This window comes from Pectobacterium versatile (genome assembly GCF_020166435.1).
Lineage (GTDB): Bacteria > Pseudomonadota > Gammaproteobacteria > Enterobacterales > Enterobacteriaceae > Pectobacterium > Pectobacterium versatile.
The window spans coordinates 251,255-267,900 of sequence record NZ_JAINZP010000002.1 but is presented as its reverse complement, the minus strand read 5'-3'; the positions used below and the strand labels follow the sequence as shown (position 1 = coordinate 267,900).

Annotated in this window: 14 protein-coding genes; 4 read left to right on the top strand and 10 right to left on the bottom strand. The window is 51.1% G+C overall.

Annotated features, from left to right (window positions below; all coding sequences use genetic code 11):
• Positions 1–45: 45 nt before the first annotated feature.
• Positions 46–1,179, top strand: coding sequence for a 23S rRNA (uracil(747)-C(5))-methyltransferase RlmC (gene rlmC, locus K7X24_RS04000; protein ID WP_224553128.1), 1,134 nt, complete (start codon positions 46–48; stop codon positions 1,177–1,179).
• Between the two features lie 267 nt (positions 1,180–1,446).
• Here the strand turns inward: rlmC and artJ (K7X24_RS03995) are convergent, their stop codons facing one another.
• The 5 genes from artJ (K7X24_RS03995) to artP form a co-directional block, all read right to left on the bottom strand.
• The gene (gene artJ / locus K7X24_RS03995; protein WP_224553126.1) at positions 1,447–2,178 is read right to left on the bottom strand and encodes an arginine ABC transporter substrate-binding protein; all 732 of its coding nucleotides are present in this window, start codon (positions 2,176–2,178) and stop codon (positions 1,447–1,449) included.
• 328 nt (positions 2,179–2,506) lie between these two features.
• Positions 2,507–3,175, bottom strand: coding sequence for an arginine ABC transporter permease ArtM (gene artM / locus K7X24_RS03990; RefSeq protein ID WP_224553124.1), 669 nt, complete (start codon positions 3,173–3,175; stop codon positions 2,507–2,509).
• Positions 3,175–3,891 (bottom strand): arginine ABC transporter permease ArtQ, encoded by a 717-nt coding sequence (artQ, locus tag K7X24_RS03985; RefSeq protein ID WP_224553122.1) that lies wholly within the window; start codon positions 3,889–3,891, stop codon positions 3,175–3,177. The genes artM and artQ overlap by 1 nt, the downstream gene beginning before the upstream one ends.
• 11 nt (positions 3,892–3,902) lie before the next feature.
• Positions 3,903–4,634 (bottom strand): arginine ABC transporter substrate-binding protein, encoded by a 732-nt coding sequence (gene artJ / locus K7X24_RS03980; RefSeq protein ID WP_224553120.1) that lies wholly within the window; start codon positions 4,632–4,634, stop codon positions 3,903–3,905.
• Between the two features lie 20 nt (positions 4,635–4,654).
• A complete protein-coding gene (gene artP, locus K7X24_RS03975) occupies positions 4,655–5,383 on the bottom strand; it encodes an arginine ABC transporter ATP-binding protein ArtP (RefSeq protein WP_280927623.1) in 729 nt (242 codons plus the stop codon).
• 229 nt (positions 5,384–5,612) lie between these two features.
• Here artP and K7X24_RS03970 point away from each other — a divergent pair, with 229 nt between their 5' ends.
• Positions 5,613–5,936, top strand: a complete 324-nt coding sequence (locus K7X24_RS03970) for a heavy metal-binding domain-containing protein (RefSeq protein ID WP_224553118.1) — start codon at positions 5,613–5,615, stop codon at positions 5,934–5,936.
• Between the two features lie 375 nt (positions 5,937–6,311).
• Here the strand turns inward: K7X24_RS03970 and K7X24_RS03965 are convergent, their stop codons facing one another.
• Positions 6,312–7,772, bottom strand: coding sequence for an MAC/perforin domain-containing protein (locus tag K7X24_RS03965; protein WP_224553116.1), 1,461 nt, complete (start codon positions 7,770–7,772; stop codon positions 6,312–6,314).
• Between the two features lie 443 nt (positions 7,773–8,215).
• On the opposite strand from K7X24_RS03965, the gene K7X24_RS03960 reads away from it, so the two are divergent.
• The gene (locus tag K7X24_RS03960) at positions 8,216–9,046 is read left to right on the top strand and encodes an N-acetylmuramoyl-L-alanine amidase (protein ID WP_224553114.1); all 831 of its coding nucleotides are present in this window, start codon (positions 8,216–8,218) and stop codon (positions 9,044–9,046) included.
• On the opposite strand, the gene K7X24_RS03955 is transcribed toward K7X24_RS03960, so the two are convergent.
• The 4 genes from K7X24_RS03955 to K7X24_RS03940 form a co-directional block, all read right to left on the bottom strand.
• Complete coding sequence (locus K7X24_RS03955) at positions 9,043–10,479, bottom strand: DUF2867 domain-containing protein (RefSeq protein WP_224553112.1); 1,437 nt, start codon at positions 10,477–10,479, stop codon at positions 9,043–9,045. The two genes, K7X24_RS03960 and K7X24_RS03955, sit on opposite strands and share 4 nt — an antisense overlap.
• 186 nt (positions 10,480–10,665) lie before the next feature.
• Entirely contained in the window at positions 10,666–11,691 is a 1,026-nt protein-coding gene (gene hcr / locus K7X24_RS03950) for an NADH oxidoreductase (protein ID WP_224553110.1), read from the bottom strand.
• Positions 11,692–11,829: 138 nt separating this feature from the next.
• On the bottom strand, positions 11,830–13,482 hold the full coding sequence (gene hcp, locus K7X24_RS03945; protein WP_224553108.1) for a hydroxylamine reductase: 1,653 nt from the start codon (positions 13,480–13,482) through the stop codon (positions 11,830–11,832).
• Positions 13,483–13,670: 188 nt separating this feature from the next.
• On the bottom strand, positions 13,671–14,570 hold the full coding sequence (locus tag K7X24_RS03940) for a lysine exporter LysO family protein (protein ID WP_224553348.1): 900 nt from the start codon (positions 14,568–14,570) through the stop codon (positions 13,671–13,673).
• A gap of 327 nt (positions 14,571–14,897) precedes the next feature.
• Here K7X24_RS03940 and K7X24_RS03935 point away from each other — a divergent pair, with 327 nt between their 5' ends.
• On the top strand, positions 14,898–16,562 hold the full coding sequence (locus K7X24_RS03935) for an ATP-dependent endonuclease (RefSeq protein WP_224553106.1): 1,665 nt from the start codon (positions 14,898–14,900) through the stop codon (positions 16,560–16,562).
• The last annotated feature ends 84 nt before the right edge of the window (positions 16,563–16,646 follow it).

The following is a 16,646-nucleotide window of genomic DNA, read 5'->3' as shown; positions in this document are numbered from 1 at the left end:
GTGATATAATCCTCGCATTCCGTATTATTTTAATAGTTAGATTTTATGCATTGTGCCCGCTACAGCATGGGAACCTGTCGTTCCTGCCAATGGTTGGAAAAAGCCTACCCGCAGCAATTGTCTGATAAGCAGCAGCATCTTGAAGGTTTGCTGCACCCTCACGCCGTGCAGCGCTGGTTGCCCGTGCAACCTTCCGCGCAGTCTGCATTTCGTAATAAAGCCAAAATGGTGGTGAGCGGCAGCGTAGAACGCCCGCTGCTGGGGATGCTGCATCGTGACGGAACGACGGTGGATCTCTGCGATTGCCCGCTTTATCCGCCCAGCTTCGCGCCGGTTTTCGATGTGCTTAAGGTCTTCATTGCTCGGGCAGGGCTGACGCCTTATAACGTGGCTCGACGTCGCGGGGAACTGAAATACCTGCTGCTGACGGAAAGTACGCAGCACGGTACGTTCATGCTGCGTTTTGTCTTGCGCTCAGAAACGAAGCTTGCGCAGTTGCGTGCCGCATTGCCGTGGCTACAGCAGCAATTACCTCAGCTTGAGGTGATATCCGCCAATATCCAGCCTGTACATCAGGCGATTATGGAAGGGAAAACGGAGATTATCCTGAGTGACGCTGCCGCGTTGGCTGAACAATTCAATCAGGTGCCGCTGTATATCCGTCCGCAAAGCTTTTTCCAGACGAACCCGCAGGTGGCAGCCGCGCTGTATGCGACGGCACGCGATTGGGTTGCAGAGCTGAATATTACTAGCATGTGGGATCTGTTTTGCGGGGTAGGGGGTTTTGGCCTGCACTGTGCGTCACCTGAGATGCGTCTGACGGGCATTGAAATCAGCGCTGAGGCGATAGCCTGCGCGCGTCGCTCTGCGGAACAGTTAGGGTTGAAGCAGGTGGAGTTTCAGGCGCTGGATTCAACACAGTTCGCGACAGCTAAAGCGGAAATCCCCGATCTGGTGTTGGTCAATCCGCCGCGCCGCGGTATCGGCAGCGAACTGTGTGCCTACCTGAGCCGCATGGCACCAGACTATATTCTCTATTCCAGCTGTAACTCTGAAAGCATGGCGAAAGATATGACGGAATTGGCGAATTACCGTGCGCTGCGCGTACAGCTGTTCGATATGTTCCCGCATACAGCGCACTATGAAGTGCTGACGTTATTGAAGCGTGAGGATGGCTAAGGCAAAGTCAGGACATCTGAATGCTTTGTGGGATTTGCTATAAAAGGCGTAAAAAGTGGAAGCGTAGAACCGTATTGATAAAACCATTTACGGAACGAGAACGGTGATAATGGAATAGAAGAGTAAAGCGTTTGCGCCATGGATGGCGCAATCCGAGCGTACAGGGACGTATTTACAGCGTCTTTACGATCTATCCATTATCACCGCTCTACACACTTTATCTACAGTTTAACGCGGTGTATCACACCGCGTTAAACTAAGTGAACCTTATTGCGGGAACCACTTGTCGTTAATGGTTTTGTAAGTGCCGTCAGCTTTGATGGCATCCAGCGCTTTATTTAACTTCTCCAGCAGCGCTTTGTCGTCAGGACGAACGGCGATGCCCAGTCCGGTACCGAAGTATTCTGCGTCAGTCACATGTTCGCCAACCGTTGCCAGTTCAGGGTTCGTCTTGATCCACTCGTTGACGACAGCGGTATCACCGAATACGCCATCAATACGGCCATTCTTCAGATCCAGCACCGCGTTCTGATAGCTGTCATAAGAAACGGTTTGCACTTCCGGGTGCTTGTTGTGCATGTATTTCTGGTGCGTCGTGCCGTTTTCCATCCCGATACGTTTGCCTTTCATCGCGGCAAAGTCGCTGAATTTGCCTTTCTGCGCGATAACCACGGCGGAGTTGGCATAGTAAGGCTGCGTAAACGCGACCTGCTTGCTGCGCTCTGGCGTGATGTCCATACCGGAAATCACTGCGTCATAGCGGCGGAATTTCAGCGCAGGGATCAGGCTGTCAAACGCCTGATTGGTGAACGTACAAGTCGCCTGCATTTGCTTACACAGCGCTTTCGCCAGATCCATATCGAAACCGACGATTTCGTTACTGGCATCCAGTGACTCAAATGGCGGGTAGGTGGCTGATGACGCAAAACGGATGGTGTCTGCGGCGGTGGCGCTGAAGGCGATTCCTGCCAGTAACGTGGCGAGCACTAATTTTTTCATTACCTACTCCTGTCTGTTTTTCTTATAGTTCATACCCGTCATACTTCAAGTTGCATGTGCGTTGGCTGCGTTCACGCACCCGAATCACTTACTTATGTAAGCTCATCGGGATGCCTTCTCTTGCCGCCTTCCTGAAACTCGAATTATTTAGGGTATGAATATATGTGCGGAAAGATTCCGACGTCATGGCGATTACCATGCCATTGATTGAATTTATATGCAATTAAAATGATTAACGAGTCGATTTATTGCATGTTTTTACATCAGCACGCCATAAAAAAAGCAGGCTATCAAAGCCTGCTTTCTAAGTGGATAAATGCGATAAGGATTAATTACGGCGTTCGAATGCCAGCGAACGACGCTCGACCCAGCGCATCAGCAGCGTCAGTAACCCGTTGACGCACAGGTAGATAATCCCAGCGGCACCAAACACCATCACATCATACGTCCGACCGTACATTAGTTGGCTGTAGCCCATGACTTCCATCAGCGTGATGGTGTAAGCCAGTGAGGTACTCTTAAACACCAGCACCACTTCATTTGAATAAGAAGACAGCGCGCGTTTAAACGCAAACGGCAGCAAAATACGTAATGTTTGCTTCTGATCCATGCCCAACGCGGCACAGGACTGCCACTGTCCGGCGGGAATCGCTTTTACCGCACCATAGAACAGCTGCGTAGTATACGCTGCACTATTGAGCGCCAGTGCCACCATTGCACACAGCCACGGCTGTGAAAGCAGGCTCCACAGCCAGGGGATTTGCTGGATAGAAGTAAACTGTCCGGGCCCATAGTAAATCAGGAAGATTTGCACCAGCAGCGGCGTACCGGTAAACAGCGTAATGTAGCCTTTCGCCAACAGCGATATGACAGGCGTTTTGAGCGTCAGCACCACAGTCAGCAGCAGTGATAACACCAGCGCTATGACGATGGAAACGGCAGTTAAGGTCAGGCTGGTATGCAGGCCTTTTACTAGCTCAGGTAAATAAGCGAGCATCAGGAAGGCCTCCGCTCAAAACGCGTGGTGCGCAGTTCAATGCGTTTCAGCACATACTGACTTAACAGCGTAATAATCAAATAGATCGCCGCCGCGACAACGTACCAAGTGAAGGGCTCTTGCGTCCGTGTCGCAATACTTTTGGTTTGCAGCATCAAATCGTTCACGCTGATCAGCGATACCAGCGCGGTATCTTTCAGCAATACCAGCCACTGATTGCCTAATCCCGGCAGGGCGTGACGCCACATCTGCGGCATGATCAGACGGAAAAAGATCGCGGATTTACTGAGCCCCAGCGCCTGACCCGATTCCCATTGCCCTTGCGGGACGGCTTTCAGCGCGCCGCGCAGCGTTTGGGAGGCGTAGGCCGCATACAGCAGCGCCAGCGCAATCACGCCGCACAGGAATGGGCTGATTTCAAACATGCCGATATCCAGTTTTACCGGAATCTGCACGATGAAGAGATTCAGGGTAAACCCGTCTGCCAGCATCATCAGCAGTTGAGAAGAGCCGAAATAGATGAACAGCACGACCAGAATTTCTGGCAGGCCACGCAACAGCGTCACGATCGCGGTTCCCGTCCAGCTAACGGCTTTCCAGCGGACAGTTTCCCAAACGGCAAACAGCATCGCCAGCGCGAGGCCGAGCATCAGTGCACAAACGGCAAGGCCGATGGTCATCCCAGCGGCGCTTGCAAGAGGTTGAAATTCAATCATTTAGCGTCAGATTACTGCTGGAACCATTTTTTGTAGATGGTCTCGTAAGTGCCATCCTGCTTGATTTTGTTGAGCGCAGTGTCGAATTTTTTCAGCAGCTCATCGTTGTTCTGACGCACGGCGATGCCCAGACCGATACCGAAGTAACCTTTATCCGTCACGTTCTGACCAACGGTTGCCAGCGCATCGTTCTGTTTCAGCCATTCGTTAACCACGGCAGTATCACCGAACACGGCATCCAGACGACCATTTTTCAGATCCAGCACGGCATTCTGGTAGCTGTCGTAAGGCACGGTTTTGATATCGCTATGTCTTTCCATCAGGTATTTCTGGTGGGTAGTGCCATTCTGTACGCCAACGCGCTTGCCTGTCAGCGCGGCGATATCGGCAACTTTCCCTTTCTGGGCAATAAACTGAGCGGAGTTGTCATAGTAAGGCTGAGTGAATGACACCTGCTGCTGACGTTCCGGCGTAATATCCATTCCCGCGATGACGGCTTCGAAGCGACGGAATTTCAATCCGGGAATCAGACTGTCGAAGGCCTGATTGCTGAACGTACAGGTCGCCTGCATTTCTTTGCACAGTGCATTCGCCAGATCGATATCAAAACCTTGGATCTGGTTATTGGCATCGACAAATTCGAACGGAGGGTAGGAGGCTTCAGTCGCGAAACGGATGGTATCTGCGGCGTTAGCAGAGGCGGCACCAACGGCGAATAAGGCTGCAACAATCAATTTTTTCATTATCATTTTCCTGATAGTAATCAATGTGACAAATAACCAGCGAATTCAGGCGTCTGCGGCTGGGTAAAGTGCGTCGCATCCCCTTGTTCAACGATGCGGCCGTTTTCCATATACACCACACGGCTGGCCGTTTTACGGGCAAATTCAACTTCGTGGGTCACAATCACCTGCGTAATCCCAGTTTCTGCCAATTCACGGATGATGTTGACGACCTGAGCGGTAATTTCTGGATCCAGCGCGGCAGTCGGTTCATCAAATAACAGAACCTGAGGTTCCATCATCAGCGCACGGGCAATCGCGACACGCTGTTGTTGTCCGCCAGAAAGATGGAGAGGGAAGCGATCGGCAAAGTCATTGAGGCGCAGGCGCGTGAGCAGCTTGTCCGCCCGCGCTTTCGCTTCTTCTTTACTCAGCCCCAGCACGCGGCAGGGCGCTTCGATAAGATTCTGCACCACGGTCAAATGCGGCCACAAATTATATTGTTGGAACACCATTCCGACGTTCTGACGCAATTCACGGATCGCGCTGTCGGATGGCGTGCGCTGAAAATCAAACTGATTACCGGCGATGGAAAGCTTGCCAGAACGCGGCATTTCCAACAGATTAAGAACGCGTATCAGCGAGCTCTTTCCCGCACCGCTGGGACCAAGAAGAACCAGCGTTTCACCCGCAGGACAATCGAGGGTGATATCAAATAGTGCCTGGTATGTGCCGTAGAAACAGTTAATGCCGTTTAGTTGAATACTCATGCGTAAGAATTGAATAGACATTGATGCGGCGAATGTTAACGTCGGCAGAATAGTTATGCAATCACCGTGGGTTAAAATTTGCCAATAAGCGATTTGTTGATTAAATAATAGCACAAAATAGCGGCTTACAATCTGGGCGCTCGCTTTCTCATCGCGGGTGCTAACAGTACCGCCGACTTATATTTACGTGTGCTTAACATTCATTAGAAAAGCAGTGAAAGGAGACGACATGCAATTATCCACCACGCCAAGTCTGGAAGGTTTCACCGTCACTGAATATTGTGGCGTCGTAACCGGCGAAGCTATTCTTGGAGCAAACATCTTTCGTGACTTTTTTGCCAGCATTCGCGATGTGGTCGGCGGCCGTTCCGGCGCCTATGAGAAAGAGTTGCGTAAGGCCCGGCAAATTGCGTTCAAAGAGTTACAGGAGCAAGCCGAAGATTTAGGGGCGAACGCCATTGTGGGCATTGATCTTGACTATGAAACCGTCGGGAAGGATGGCAGCATGCTGATGGTGACCGTTAGCGGTACTGCGGTAAAAGTTCGCCGCTAGTGATGAGAATCGCCTGGATATAACATGGTGAGTTGGCAAAGAGGTGGTGTGGAAAAAATACATAATAGTGGAATAACGATGTTGAAATGGATGCTCTGTGGGGCTGTTGGCAGGGTGCTAATCGGGTCTTTCACTGCCGTTTTCTATTGATGTACGCTAAGACGTGATGAACCTCAATAGGTAAAGGTGAAAAGGGTTCGTTCTGTCGTGAAGTGGCGTGTTGCTGAAAGATCAAGCACAGGAAAGTGGATGATGGCATGTGAGTTCACCGTATCACACTCTCCCCTTCGGGAGAGTGTGATACGGTGAACATGAATGCTATATTCGTAGATTGAAACCACTATCGTGAGAAATCAAAAATGCAGCGAGTCTGTTTTAGACTTCTACAAATGTACAAACATAGATGTATTGACCGTCTGCCCCCTTGTTTAAATCGCCAGGTATTTTGTTATACCCGTAGGGGGCATTGATGTCGGCATTATTTCCGCCTATGACGGTGATTTTTTTGATTGCTGTATCAAGATGATAATCCTCTTTTTTATAGCAAAGGTAAACATAAGCGCCATCTGCGCCTTTATTAAGATCTTGCGGTAACTTTATATAACCTGTGGGTGTTTTTTCATCATTGTAAATGATCTGAATATTCGTGATGGCTTGTTTAGGGTTATCAGAAATCCATTCTTGTTCATGATAGCAAAGATAAATAAAATCTCCGTCAGAGCCTTTGTTCAAATCATAGGGGATTTTAGTATAGCCAGACGGTGGGGTGATCGTTGAACTGCCACCAGTAATGACTATCAGCTCATTAATATAGTTTGGGTTTATTTTATATTTAGCGGATTGTTCTGGTGCCCAAACGGTATTGTAGTGTGATGCCATTGCATTGGCTTGCTGCTCATTCTCACACAGTAGCCAAATTTCTTCCATTGGCATTGTAGGAACGAAATCCACAAAGTCTGGTGATGAACCCACACTGTCCACCCATTTCTGATAGCCTTCTTTGCCAGTAAAAACCCCACTTGCTAAACTGCCATTACCACCAAGTACCTCCTGATGCGATGTCGAATACTGCGAAAAACTGGAGATGGATTCACCGTATTTTGTGTGATTTTCTGCACTTAATTGGCCGGTTAACCCTTCATAGCTGGCTTGGGCGACTGTGGAAATAGAGTAATCTCGCTTGACACTGAGTTTATCTGTTGATGAGGCGAGTGTGGCGCGCGCGCCCATCACTATACCTGTTAAAAAATGGCTGCCGAACCTATTGAAAAACACACTAATCGCATCAGGGTTATTGGTATCCAGCTCATCTAACTGTTCTCTTATCTCTGCTTTCATAAGACTCCGCAAGGATTTAATAATGTACAATCGAAGAGACCAGAGGTTGATCGTTTGCTGGATACGGGTGAATTCATTTTCGGCATTACGCAATGAATTTTCTTCATAATCGATTGACAATGATCCGCTAAAGAAATGGTAGCTCCCTTTCATGGCAACGTTTGTTGCCAGTTTACTTTGGTACTCTGTAATCGTTTTACCTGTGATATTTCTATAACTTGAGCGATCTTCCTGTTGCACATCTACCACTTCTGGCACCTCAAATTCTGGCATGAAGGAAACCTTCTTCATGTTTGCATGAGCCCAATCAAACAGTTGGACAGTTCCACTGCTTACGGTTGCATATCCAGCATTCGGGATAAATGGATTATATCCTAGGCCAATCGCTTCGACACCGAGAAGAATATTTTCACCTAATGATGATTGTAGTCGTAGAAGTTTTAGACTGTGGTCGTTTGTATACTTCATATTTCCTTTAGGAAAAGCAATGTTATCCATATCAATCTCCTGATTTAAAAATATTAATGTTCGCCAATACTGTAGCGTGGTGTTTATTTATATTAGTTTGTTTTTAAAAATATGTTTTTTTGTTTTATGTGTGTTTAATGTTTGTGTTTTATAGTTTACCCACTAAATAAATAGTGTGAATAATATTACTGTTCTGAATATTTTTAACTGTGAATGAGTGTTCTTATTTAATTTTTTTTTCGGCGAAATGATAAATTTTCGTGTTTTACGAGGGGCGGCAGAGATCTATTTCAATCCTATAGCAGGCAACGCTGAGGACTGCATAAACAGCAAGTATCAAAAGAGTTGCTTGGTAGCGCGTAAATTAAATTGTGTAATTGCCTGTTTTTGATATGTTCACTCCAGCGATGGGGACAGATACATGAATGATATAAACAAACGATGGGGTGACAAAGGCCTGTGGAGGAATAACGATGTTGAAATGGATGCTCTGTATAGTATTGGGGCTGTTAGCGGGTTGCCAGTCAGCACCTTCCTTGTTGCAGGAACAGAATAATTATGTGCTGGAGACCGGGTTGCAGTCGCGGGCGCAGGAATCGCGTATCCGCTTTCTGGTGATTCACTATACGGCGGAAGACTTTGCCACCTCGCTGAATATTCTGACGGATGAGCATGTCAGCGCCCATTATCTGATTCCAGCACATCCACCTTTGCAGCGCGGCAAGCCGCTTGCCTGGCAACTGGTACCTGAATCTCAGGCTGCCTGGCATGCGGGAGCCAGTAGCTGGCGCGGATTTAGTCGACTGAATAATTCTTCGATTGGTATTGAGATCGAAAACGCGGGCTATCAGCGCACGCTAACAGGCTATACGTGGGAGCCGTTTACCGCCTTGCAGATTCAGCTCGTGACTGCGATCGCCCGCGATATTGTCGACCGCTATCAGATTGCCCCGCAGAACGTGGTGGCGCACAGCGATATTGCTCCACAGCGCAAACAAGACCCCGGGCCGCTGTTCCCCTGGCAGGCGCTGGCGCAAGCAGGCATTGGTGCCTGGCCGGATGCGCAGCGGGTAGCATTCTATTTGAACGAACGACTACCGATGCAGCCGGTGGATGAAGCGGTTCTGCTGGAGAAACTGGGGCGCTATGGTTACTCGGTGCAAGACATAATGACGGCGCGCGAAAAGCGGCAGGTGATTGCCGCTTTCCAGATGCATTTCCGTCCTGAGAATTATCAAGGCCAGCCAGATGCACAGAGCGAAGCGATCGTTGATGCGCTGCTGGAAAAATACGGCAGCCGCTAAATCGTTTCCTTCTCTGCCAGTTTCGCAATACGCGCCGCCATACCACGGAAGATAAACAGATGAGCAGGCATCATTAGAAACCAGTAGACCAGCCCGTTGAACCCAGAAGGGTGCCAGCGGGCGCGGACATCCACCGTTCGGTGAGTGCCCTTATCGGTGATGGTAAAGTTGAGTTTACCCAGCCCCGGAGCTTTCATGCCGAATAACAGCACTAGCTGACGCTGTGGCTTGATCGAAATAACCTTCCAGCCGTCAATCTTGTCGCCCACTTCCAGCGTCGGACGCTCGGGGCGTCCGTAAGTCACGCCGTTGCTGCAGAGATCGTCCAGCCGGGCTCGGATATTCCAGAGTGTATTCGCGTAAAAATAGCCTTCTTTCCCGCCGACCTGCTGGATGACCTGCCAGAGCGCCGGACTGGAAGCGGACGTCTCCATCGTATGGCCCGCCTGTTTAGGATAAAAGCCGTAATTGGGCTTCCAGCGTGCGCGGACCTCGGTGTCATCGCCCCAGTCTGCCTGCTGTACGCTCTCCATTTCGCTTTGCAACGTGAAGCGCACGGCGTCATCAAAGCTAATCAGCGTTTGTGGGATCAATGCCTGGAGTTCGCGGCCATCGGCCTGTAAATCGTGTTTTAACCCCTGAATCAGCGCGCGGGCGATAGACGGGGGAACCGATGTCACCAAATGCAAGAACCAGACGGACACCAGATGCGTTGGCATGGGAACGGGTATCAGTAATCTGCGCTTGCCGCTGATCTGAATGAAACGCTCGAACATGGTCTGGTAGCTGATGTATTCGGGGCCTGCGGCATCCATGATGCGGTTTTCTGTGGTGGGGTGCTGCGCGATATTGATCAGATACACCAGCAGATTTTCCAGCGCAATGGGGGACGATTTAGATCGCACCCAGCGGGGCGGCGTCAGTATCGGCAGGTTATAGACCATATCGCGCATGATCTCGAACGCCGCCGAACCGGTACCGATAATAATACCTGCACGCAACTCTGTGACGGGAATGCCGCTACTGCGTAAAACATCTCCCGTGATCTGGCGCGCCTGCATATGCGGCGAGGTATCGTCTTTCGCCTGAAGCGATCCCAGATAGATAATCTGTTTTACGCGGCTGGAGGCCAGTGCCAACAACAGATTCATGGCGGTCATCCGCTCCCTTGCCACGAAGTCCGCGCCGTCGCCCATGCTGTGCACCAGATAATAGAGTGTTTCCGCTCCCCACAGACCCTCAGGCAGGCTTTCTGGCTTAGCGAGATCAACCTGTTGGCAATCGACGCCCGGCCAATTCCGTGACGCGAGGGATTCGGTATTCCGACCAGCAGCGATGACTCGGTTGCCTTGTTTGCTCAATCGTTCGGTTAAATGGCGACCAATGTAGCCAGTTGCGCCCAGAATCAGGATCGGGGCTGAGGGGGATGTCATGTGCCAGCGGCTCCACAGCAAAATATAACCATGGCTTACTATAATCGCGAAAAGGCAAATCGGGAAAGGGCAAAAAGCGATGAAAAGTATGGGATTAATACTCGCCTGGAACCAAGCGCAATTTAACACGGCCTACCTGCCCGATAGCAAAGGCTACCGGACAGAAGGGGGTAAAACGCGGGCGTATCAGGCCAGAACGGTGTCGCCTTGCAGCTGGCAACTACAGGCCAAAACATAGCCCTGTTCGATCTCGGCTGGTGTTAGCGTCATGGTACTACTGGTGGTGTAATTTCCGGATAGCACGCGGGTTTTGCAGCTTCCGCAAACACCGGCACGGCAGGCGGCGACAACCGGCACCTTATTGGCTTCCAACGCTGCCAGCAGACTGATTCCTACCGGAACGCGCAGATTTTTCAGCGGACGACTGATGGTCAGCGTGAGCTGATCGGCGTCGTCATCCAGCACGTCATCTGCTGGGCGGAACTGTTCTTTGAAGATGCGGTTTGAGGCAACGCCAAGCTGCTGACTCAGGGTCTTAATCTGGTTCATGTACGGCGCTGGGCCGCAGGTCATCACGGTGCGGCTGGCGATATCCGGTACGTGTTCGACCAGCCGGTCGCCGCTGATTCGTCCAGAGAGGAAGCCGGGCGCAGCGTCAAATTCTGCCATCAGCGTCAGATGCAGCTGCTGTGGATAACGCTGCACCAGATCCTGCCATTCTTTGGCGAAGATCACCTGCAGCGGATTGCGCACGTTGAAAATAACGTGGATATCGGTTTGTGATTTGTTTGCCAGCAGCCAGCGGCACATCGACATAATCGGCGTGACGCCGCAGCCTGCCGCTGCCATCAGGTAGCGATCGCTGACGGCGTTGGCACAGGTAAACTCGCCCTGTGCATCGGACAGCCACAGATAGTCACCGACTTTCAGCGCTTGGGTCAGCCAGCGGGAGCCGACACCGTCGTCCAGTCTTCTTACCGTCAACGTGATAAAACGGCTGAGGCCCGGTGAAGACGAAATCGTATAAGCTCGTAGCGTCTCCGCGCTGTTGGCAATGCTGACTAACGCATACTGACCCGGCTGATACGGATAAAAATCATGATTAACCAGTGAAATCGTCCAAACATCAGGCGTTTCCTGAGTAATCGAGTGTACCTGCATGCGGTTAGAACAAAGCAGCGTCGGCCCAATCTGTAGTGCGGGCATGGTCATAATCAATCTCCATAACAAACGGGTACGGTGAAGCGTGTAAAATGGCGGCCCATAAGACAGTAGGCTTAGCGTGAGGCATCAATGCCGACACCTCACGCTGCGTGACGAGGAACGCGCTCCGCCGTCCGCATTGATTCATCAAGCGGCCAGAATGGTGTTCATATCCTGTTCAACGGTGGTAATCGCTCGCATACCGAATTTGTCGTTCAGAATGGCAAGCAGGTTGTCTGTCAGGAAGCCTGGAGCCGTCGGCCCGGTGTAGATATTCTTCACGCCGAGGGACAGCAGGGTGAGCAGGATGACAATCGCTTTCTGTTCAAACCAGGACAGCACCAGACTCAGCGGCAGGTCGTTCACGCCACAGCCCAATTTTTCCGCCAGTTTCACAGCCAGAATAATTGCCGCGTAGGCGTCATTACATTGGCCGACATCCAGCAAACGTGGCAGGCCTTCCAGCGTACCGAAGTCCAGTTTGTTGAAACGGTATTTACCGCAGGCCAGCGTCATGATCAGGCAGTCTTGCGGAACGTTCAGCGTAAAGTCAGTGAAGTAGCTACGTTCTTCACGGCTACCGTCACATCCGCCAACCAGGAAGACGTGGCGCAGTTTTTTCTGTGCTACTAAATCGATGACGGTATCAGCAGCGCTCAGCAGCGTTTCACGACCAAAGCCGACGGTGATCATGTGCTCGATTTCGCTGTATGGGAAACCAGCCAGACCTTGTGCCTGTTCGATAACTGGGCTGAAATCGTCGCCTTCGAGGTGGTTCACGCCCGGCCAGCCAACGATGCTGCGCGTCCAGATGCGGTCGCCATAGTTACCCACGTTTGGATCGATAATGCAGTTAGAGGTCATGACGATCGCGCCAGGGAATTTGGCAAATTCAGTCTGCTGGTTCTGCCAGCCGCTGCCGTAGTTACCCGCCAGATGCGTGAATTTTTTCAGCTCTGGGTAACCGTGCGCAGGCAGCATCTCACCGTGGGTATAAATATTCACGCCGGTGCCTTCGGTTTGCTCTAGCAGCATGCGCAGGTCTTTCAGGTCATGACCTGAAATCAGAATTGCTTTACCCGCAATCGGGCGGACGTTAACGGAGGTCGGCTGTGGATGACCGTAAGCATTGGTTTCGCCATGGTCGAGGATTGCCATAACGTTGAAGTTCATTTTACCGATGCCCATTGCGTTGTTCAGCAGGGTGTCAACATCGGATGGCTGCGTGCCCAGCCATGCCATGAAAGCATGATATTCGGCATAAATCGCGTTGTCATACTGACCGAGAACGTGGGCGTGTTCCATATAGGCCGCCGCGCCTTTCAGGCCGTAAAGGTTGAGCATGCGCAAGCCGTGAACGTCGTCACCCACGCTGGCTTTATCGCTGTCCAGCGCAAAATCCGCTGCCTGTTGCAATAAGGTCGGAATATCGTTGCCAGCCAGTTGCATGGCTGCCATTGGGTGATCCACGGTCGCGGTGGCATCGTGCAGACGGCAGCGAACAGCCAGAGACTCACGCAGTGTAATGGCTTCCTGTGCGTAGCCAATAATGCGTTGGGAATCGAAGTTAACGTTGGTCAACGTCGAGAAGAAGGCGCGTGGCGCAAAGTTGTCGACATCGTGATCGATGATATCCAGCTCGCGCGCTTTCAGCGCCCAGGCAGAAAGCCCTTGCAGCACAGCGACCAGCAGGTCTTGCAGATCGGAGGTTTCTGCGGTTTTGCCGCACATGCCCTGCGCGTAAGAGCAGCCGTTTCCAACAGGGGTACGAATCGTTTGTTCACATTGCACACAAAACATAATGACTTCCTTTTTTAAGTTGCATTTTAAATGCTTGTTTAAAGCATAGTGTTAGCCGAGGCAGGTAAAAAGGCTTTTTTACTGCAACTTTAGGTAAATTTGATTTAGCGCAAGTTTGGTGATGGGCAATGAAAATCACTCTCAATCACAGCCCATAAACGAGGGGGAAAACGGTGTTTAGTGTGCGCTTATGAAGAAAATAGCGCCATCAGTATTGGCGCCGCGAGGCTTAATAAGAAACCATGTACGATAGCAGCAGGCACGACGTCGATACCCGCACTGCGCTGCAAAACGGGCAGCGTGAAATCCATCGATGTTGCACCGCAAAGGCCTAACGCACAGGAGCGATTACGCTGTGCCAACACGGGAACCAGCATAATCGCCAGTAGCTCGCGAGTCAGATCGTTGAAAAACGCGGTGCTGCCGATGACGGGCCCGAGTGCATCGGTCAGCAGAATGCCTGACAGTGAATACCATCCATAGCCGGATGCCATCGCCAGACCGGTTTTCAGCGGCAGCCCCAGAATCCACGCAGCCAGCAGGCCACCACCGAGCGCACTGATACCGACGATAAGCGCAATGACCAGACCGCGACGGTTTAAAACAATTTGGCGCAACGTCATCCCGCTGTTACGCAGTTGAACGCCGACCAAAAAGAGCAGGAAGATCAGTGCATATTCGCTGCCTTTGCTGGCGTAGGTGAATCCCGGCCATTGCGTTAAGCCCAGCAGAAAACCACCGAATACCACGCCGCAGAGTTTGCACGATTCAAGGATCATTCGCAGTCGGGAAGGTGGCGCCTCATCTCTGTACTTGCTACGCCACGCGTTGCGTTTTTCCCACAGCCACAGAGCAATGCCGTTTGCCGCGACAATACAGAAGGCGAAGACGGCAGTGTAGCGGAAGATCAGTAACAAATTGCTGCTGAGATTTTCCAGAAAGGCTAGGCTTATGCCCATCAAAAACAGAATAATGTACACCATCCAGCTCAGCAGTTGGTTAATCAGCTGTAATGCTTTTTTGCCGCGCAGCGGTACCAGATAGCCAATGATGAGCGGTAATAAAATAATTAATAATCCTGAATACATCACAGAATTGATGTCCTTACGCGAGAAAAACGGCGCTAACCCGTATTTTAGGATTGACGAGGGTTGCCGTAGTCAAACAATGAGGCTTTTCTTCTTCATTTCTACCCCGATAGATATCGGCACGGCGGAAACACAAAACCGTGCGTTAACAATATTGTCATTAACAACATCGTGGGATTCATCGGCTACACTTGGCGGGAAGAAAAACGATAATCTATTAAAATTAAACAAATTATCGCGGTGAGTAAAGCGCTGTCTGGCAGGATATTCTATACGGTGAGCGTTTTTTCAGCAGAAACTCGCAGGCTGCTGCTACAGGAGAGAAGAATGCATCTGGAAAGTATTGAAATCCTGGGATTTCGGGGAATCAATCGTCTGTCGCTGACGTTGGACGAGAACAATGTACTGATTGGTGAGAATGCCTGGGGGAAATCAAGCCTGCTGGATGCGCTTTCGCTGCTGCTGGCACCGACGTTGCCGCTTTATCATTTTGATATGCAGGATTTCCACTTCACACCGGGAGATGAAAATAGCCGGGAAAAGCATCTTCAAGTTATTTTCACGTTTTGCGAGACAGCACCCAGCCATCATCTATCCCCTCGCTACCGTTCGTTAAGCCCCGTTTGGATAGAGGGAAATGAGTCGCTATACCGCGTTTTTTATCGGCTGGAAGGTGAGGTGGACGAAAGCCAGTCAGTCTTCACCTGGCGCAGCTTTCTGGATGCTGACGGGCACCCGATACCGCTGGATGATATTGATGAACTGGCCAGAGAGATTATCCGCCTGCACCCAGTGTTGCGGCTGCGAGACGCGCGTTTTATGCGGCGCCTGCGGTCTGGGACGCTGGCAGCAACGTTAGATAACAGCAATGAAAAGCTGGCCCAGCAGTTTGAGCAACTGATGCGCGAGCTGGTGCAAAATCCGCAGAAGCTGACGGATAAAGAGTTGCGTCAGGGGTTAGTGGCGATGCGGCAACTGCTGGAGCACTATTTTTCCGAGCAGAACGCCACGGGTAACGACCGACGCCATCATCGGCATGCGCGAACGCACAACGGTAAATCGTGGCGATCGCTGGATAACATCAACCGCCTGATTGCCGATCCCAATAGCCGTAGTCGCCGAATTATCTTGTTGGAATTGTTTTCTACGCTGTTACAGGCGAAAGGATCGGTGGCGTTGGATCCCCATGCGCGTCCGCTTTTGCTGATTGAAGACCCGGAAACCCGGCTGCACCCGATTATGCTATCCGTCGCCTGGGGGCTTCTGGTGCAGTTGCCACTCCAGAAGATCACAACCACGAATTCAGGAGAGCTGCTGTCGCTAGTGCCGATGGAGCAGGTGTGCCGTCTGGTGCGCGAATCCTCACGGGTTGCGACATTCCGTATTGGCCGTCAGGGGATGAATGCTGAAGATAGCCGACGCATTGCGTTTCACATTCGGTTGAATCGGCCAGCTTCGCTCTTTGCCCGCTGTTGGCTGCTGGTGGAAGGGGAGACCGAAGTCTGGATGCTGAATGAACTGGCGCGCCAGTGCGGCCATCATTTTGAGGCAGAAGGGGTAAAAGTGATTGAGTTTGCCCAATCGGGCCTCCGGCCATTGCTGAAATTCGCACGTCGTATGGGGATTGAATGGCATGTGTTGGTTGATGGTGACGATGCGGGGAAAAAATATGCTGCAATGGCGAGGAGCCAACTAATCGTACAGGATGAAAGTGAGCGAGATCATCTGACCGTCTTGCCCGCATCAGACATGGAGCACTACATGTATCGTGAGGGATTCAGCCACGTTTATCACCGCATCGCACAATTGCCGGAGAAAGTGCCGTTATCGATGCACAAAGTCATTATCAAGGCTACCCATCGTTCATCCAAACCTGATCTGGCGATTGAAGTGGCGATGGAGGCCGCAGCGATAGGCACCGATGCGATCCCTCCGCTCATTCGTGGCATGTTCTCGCGCGTGCTGTGGCTGGCTCGCGGGCGTGCAGATTAATTTCATAAGTAGATGAGTTTCACAAGTAACTGTGCAGAGTAACGCAGCTGCGGCCGTGATAAAAAATGCCGTTCAGTGTAATGA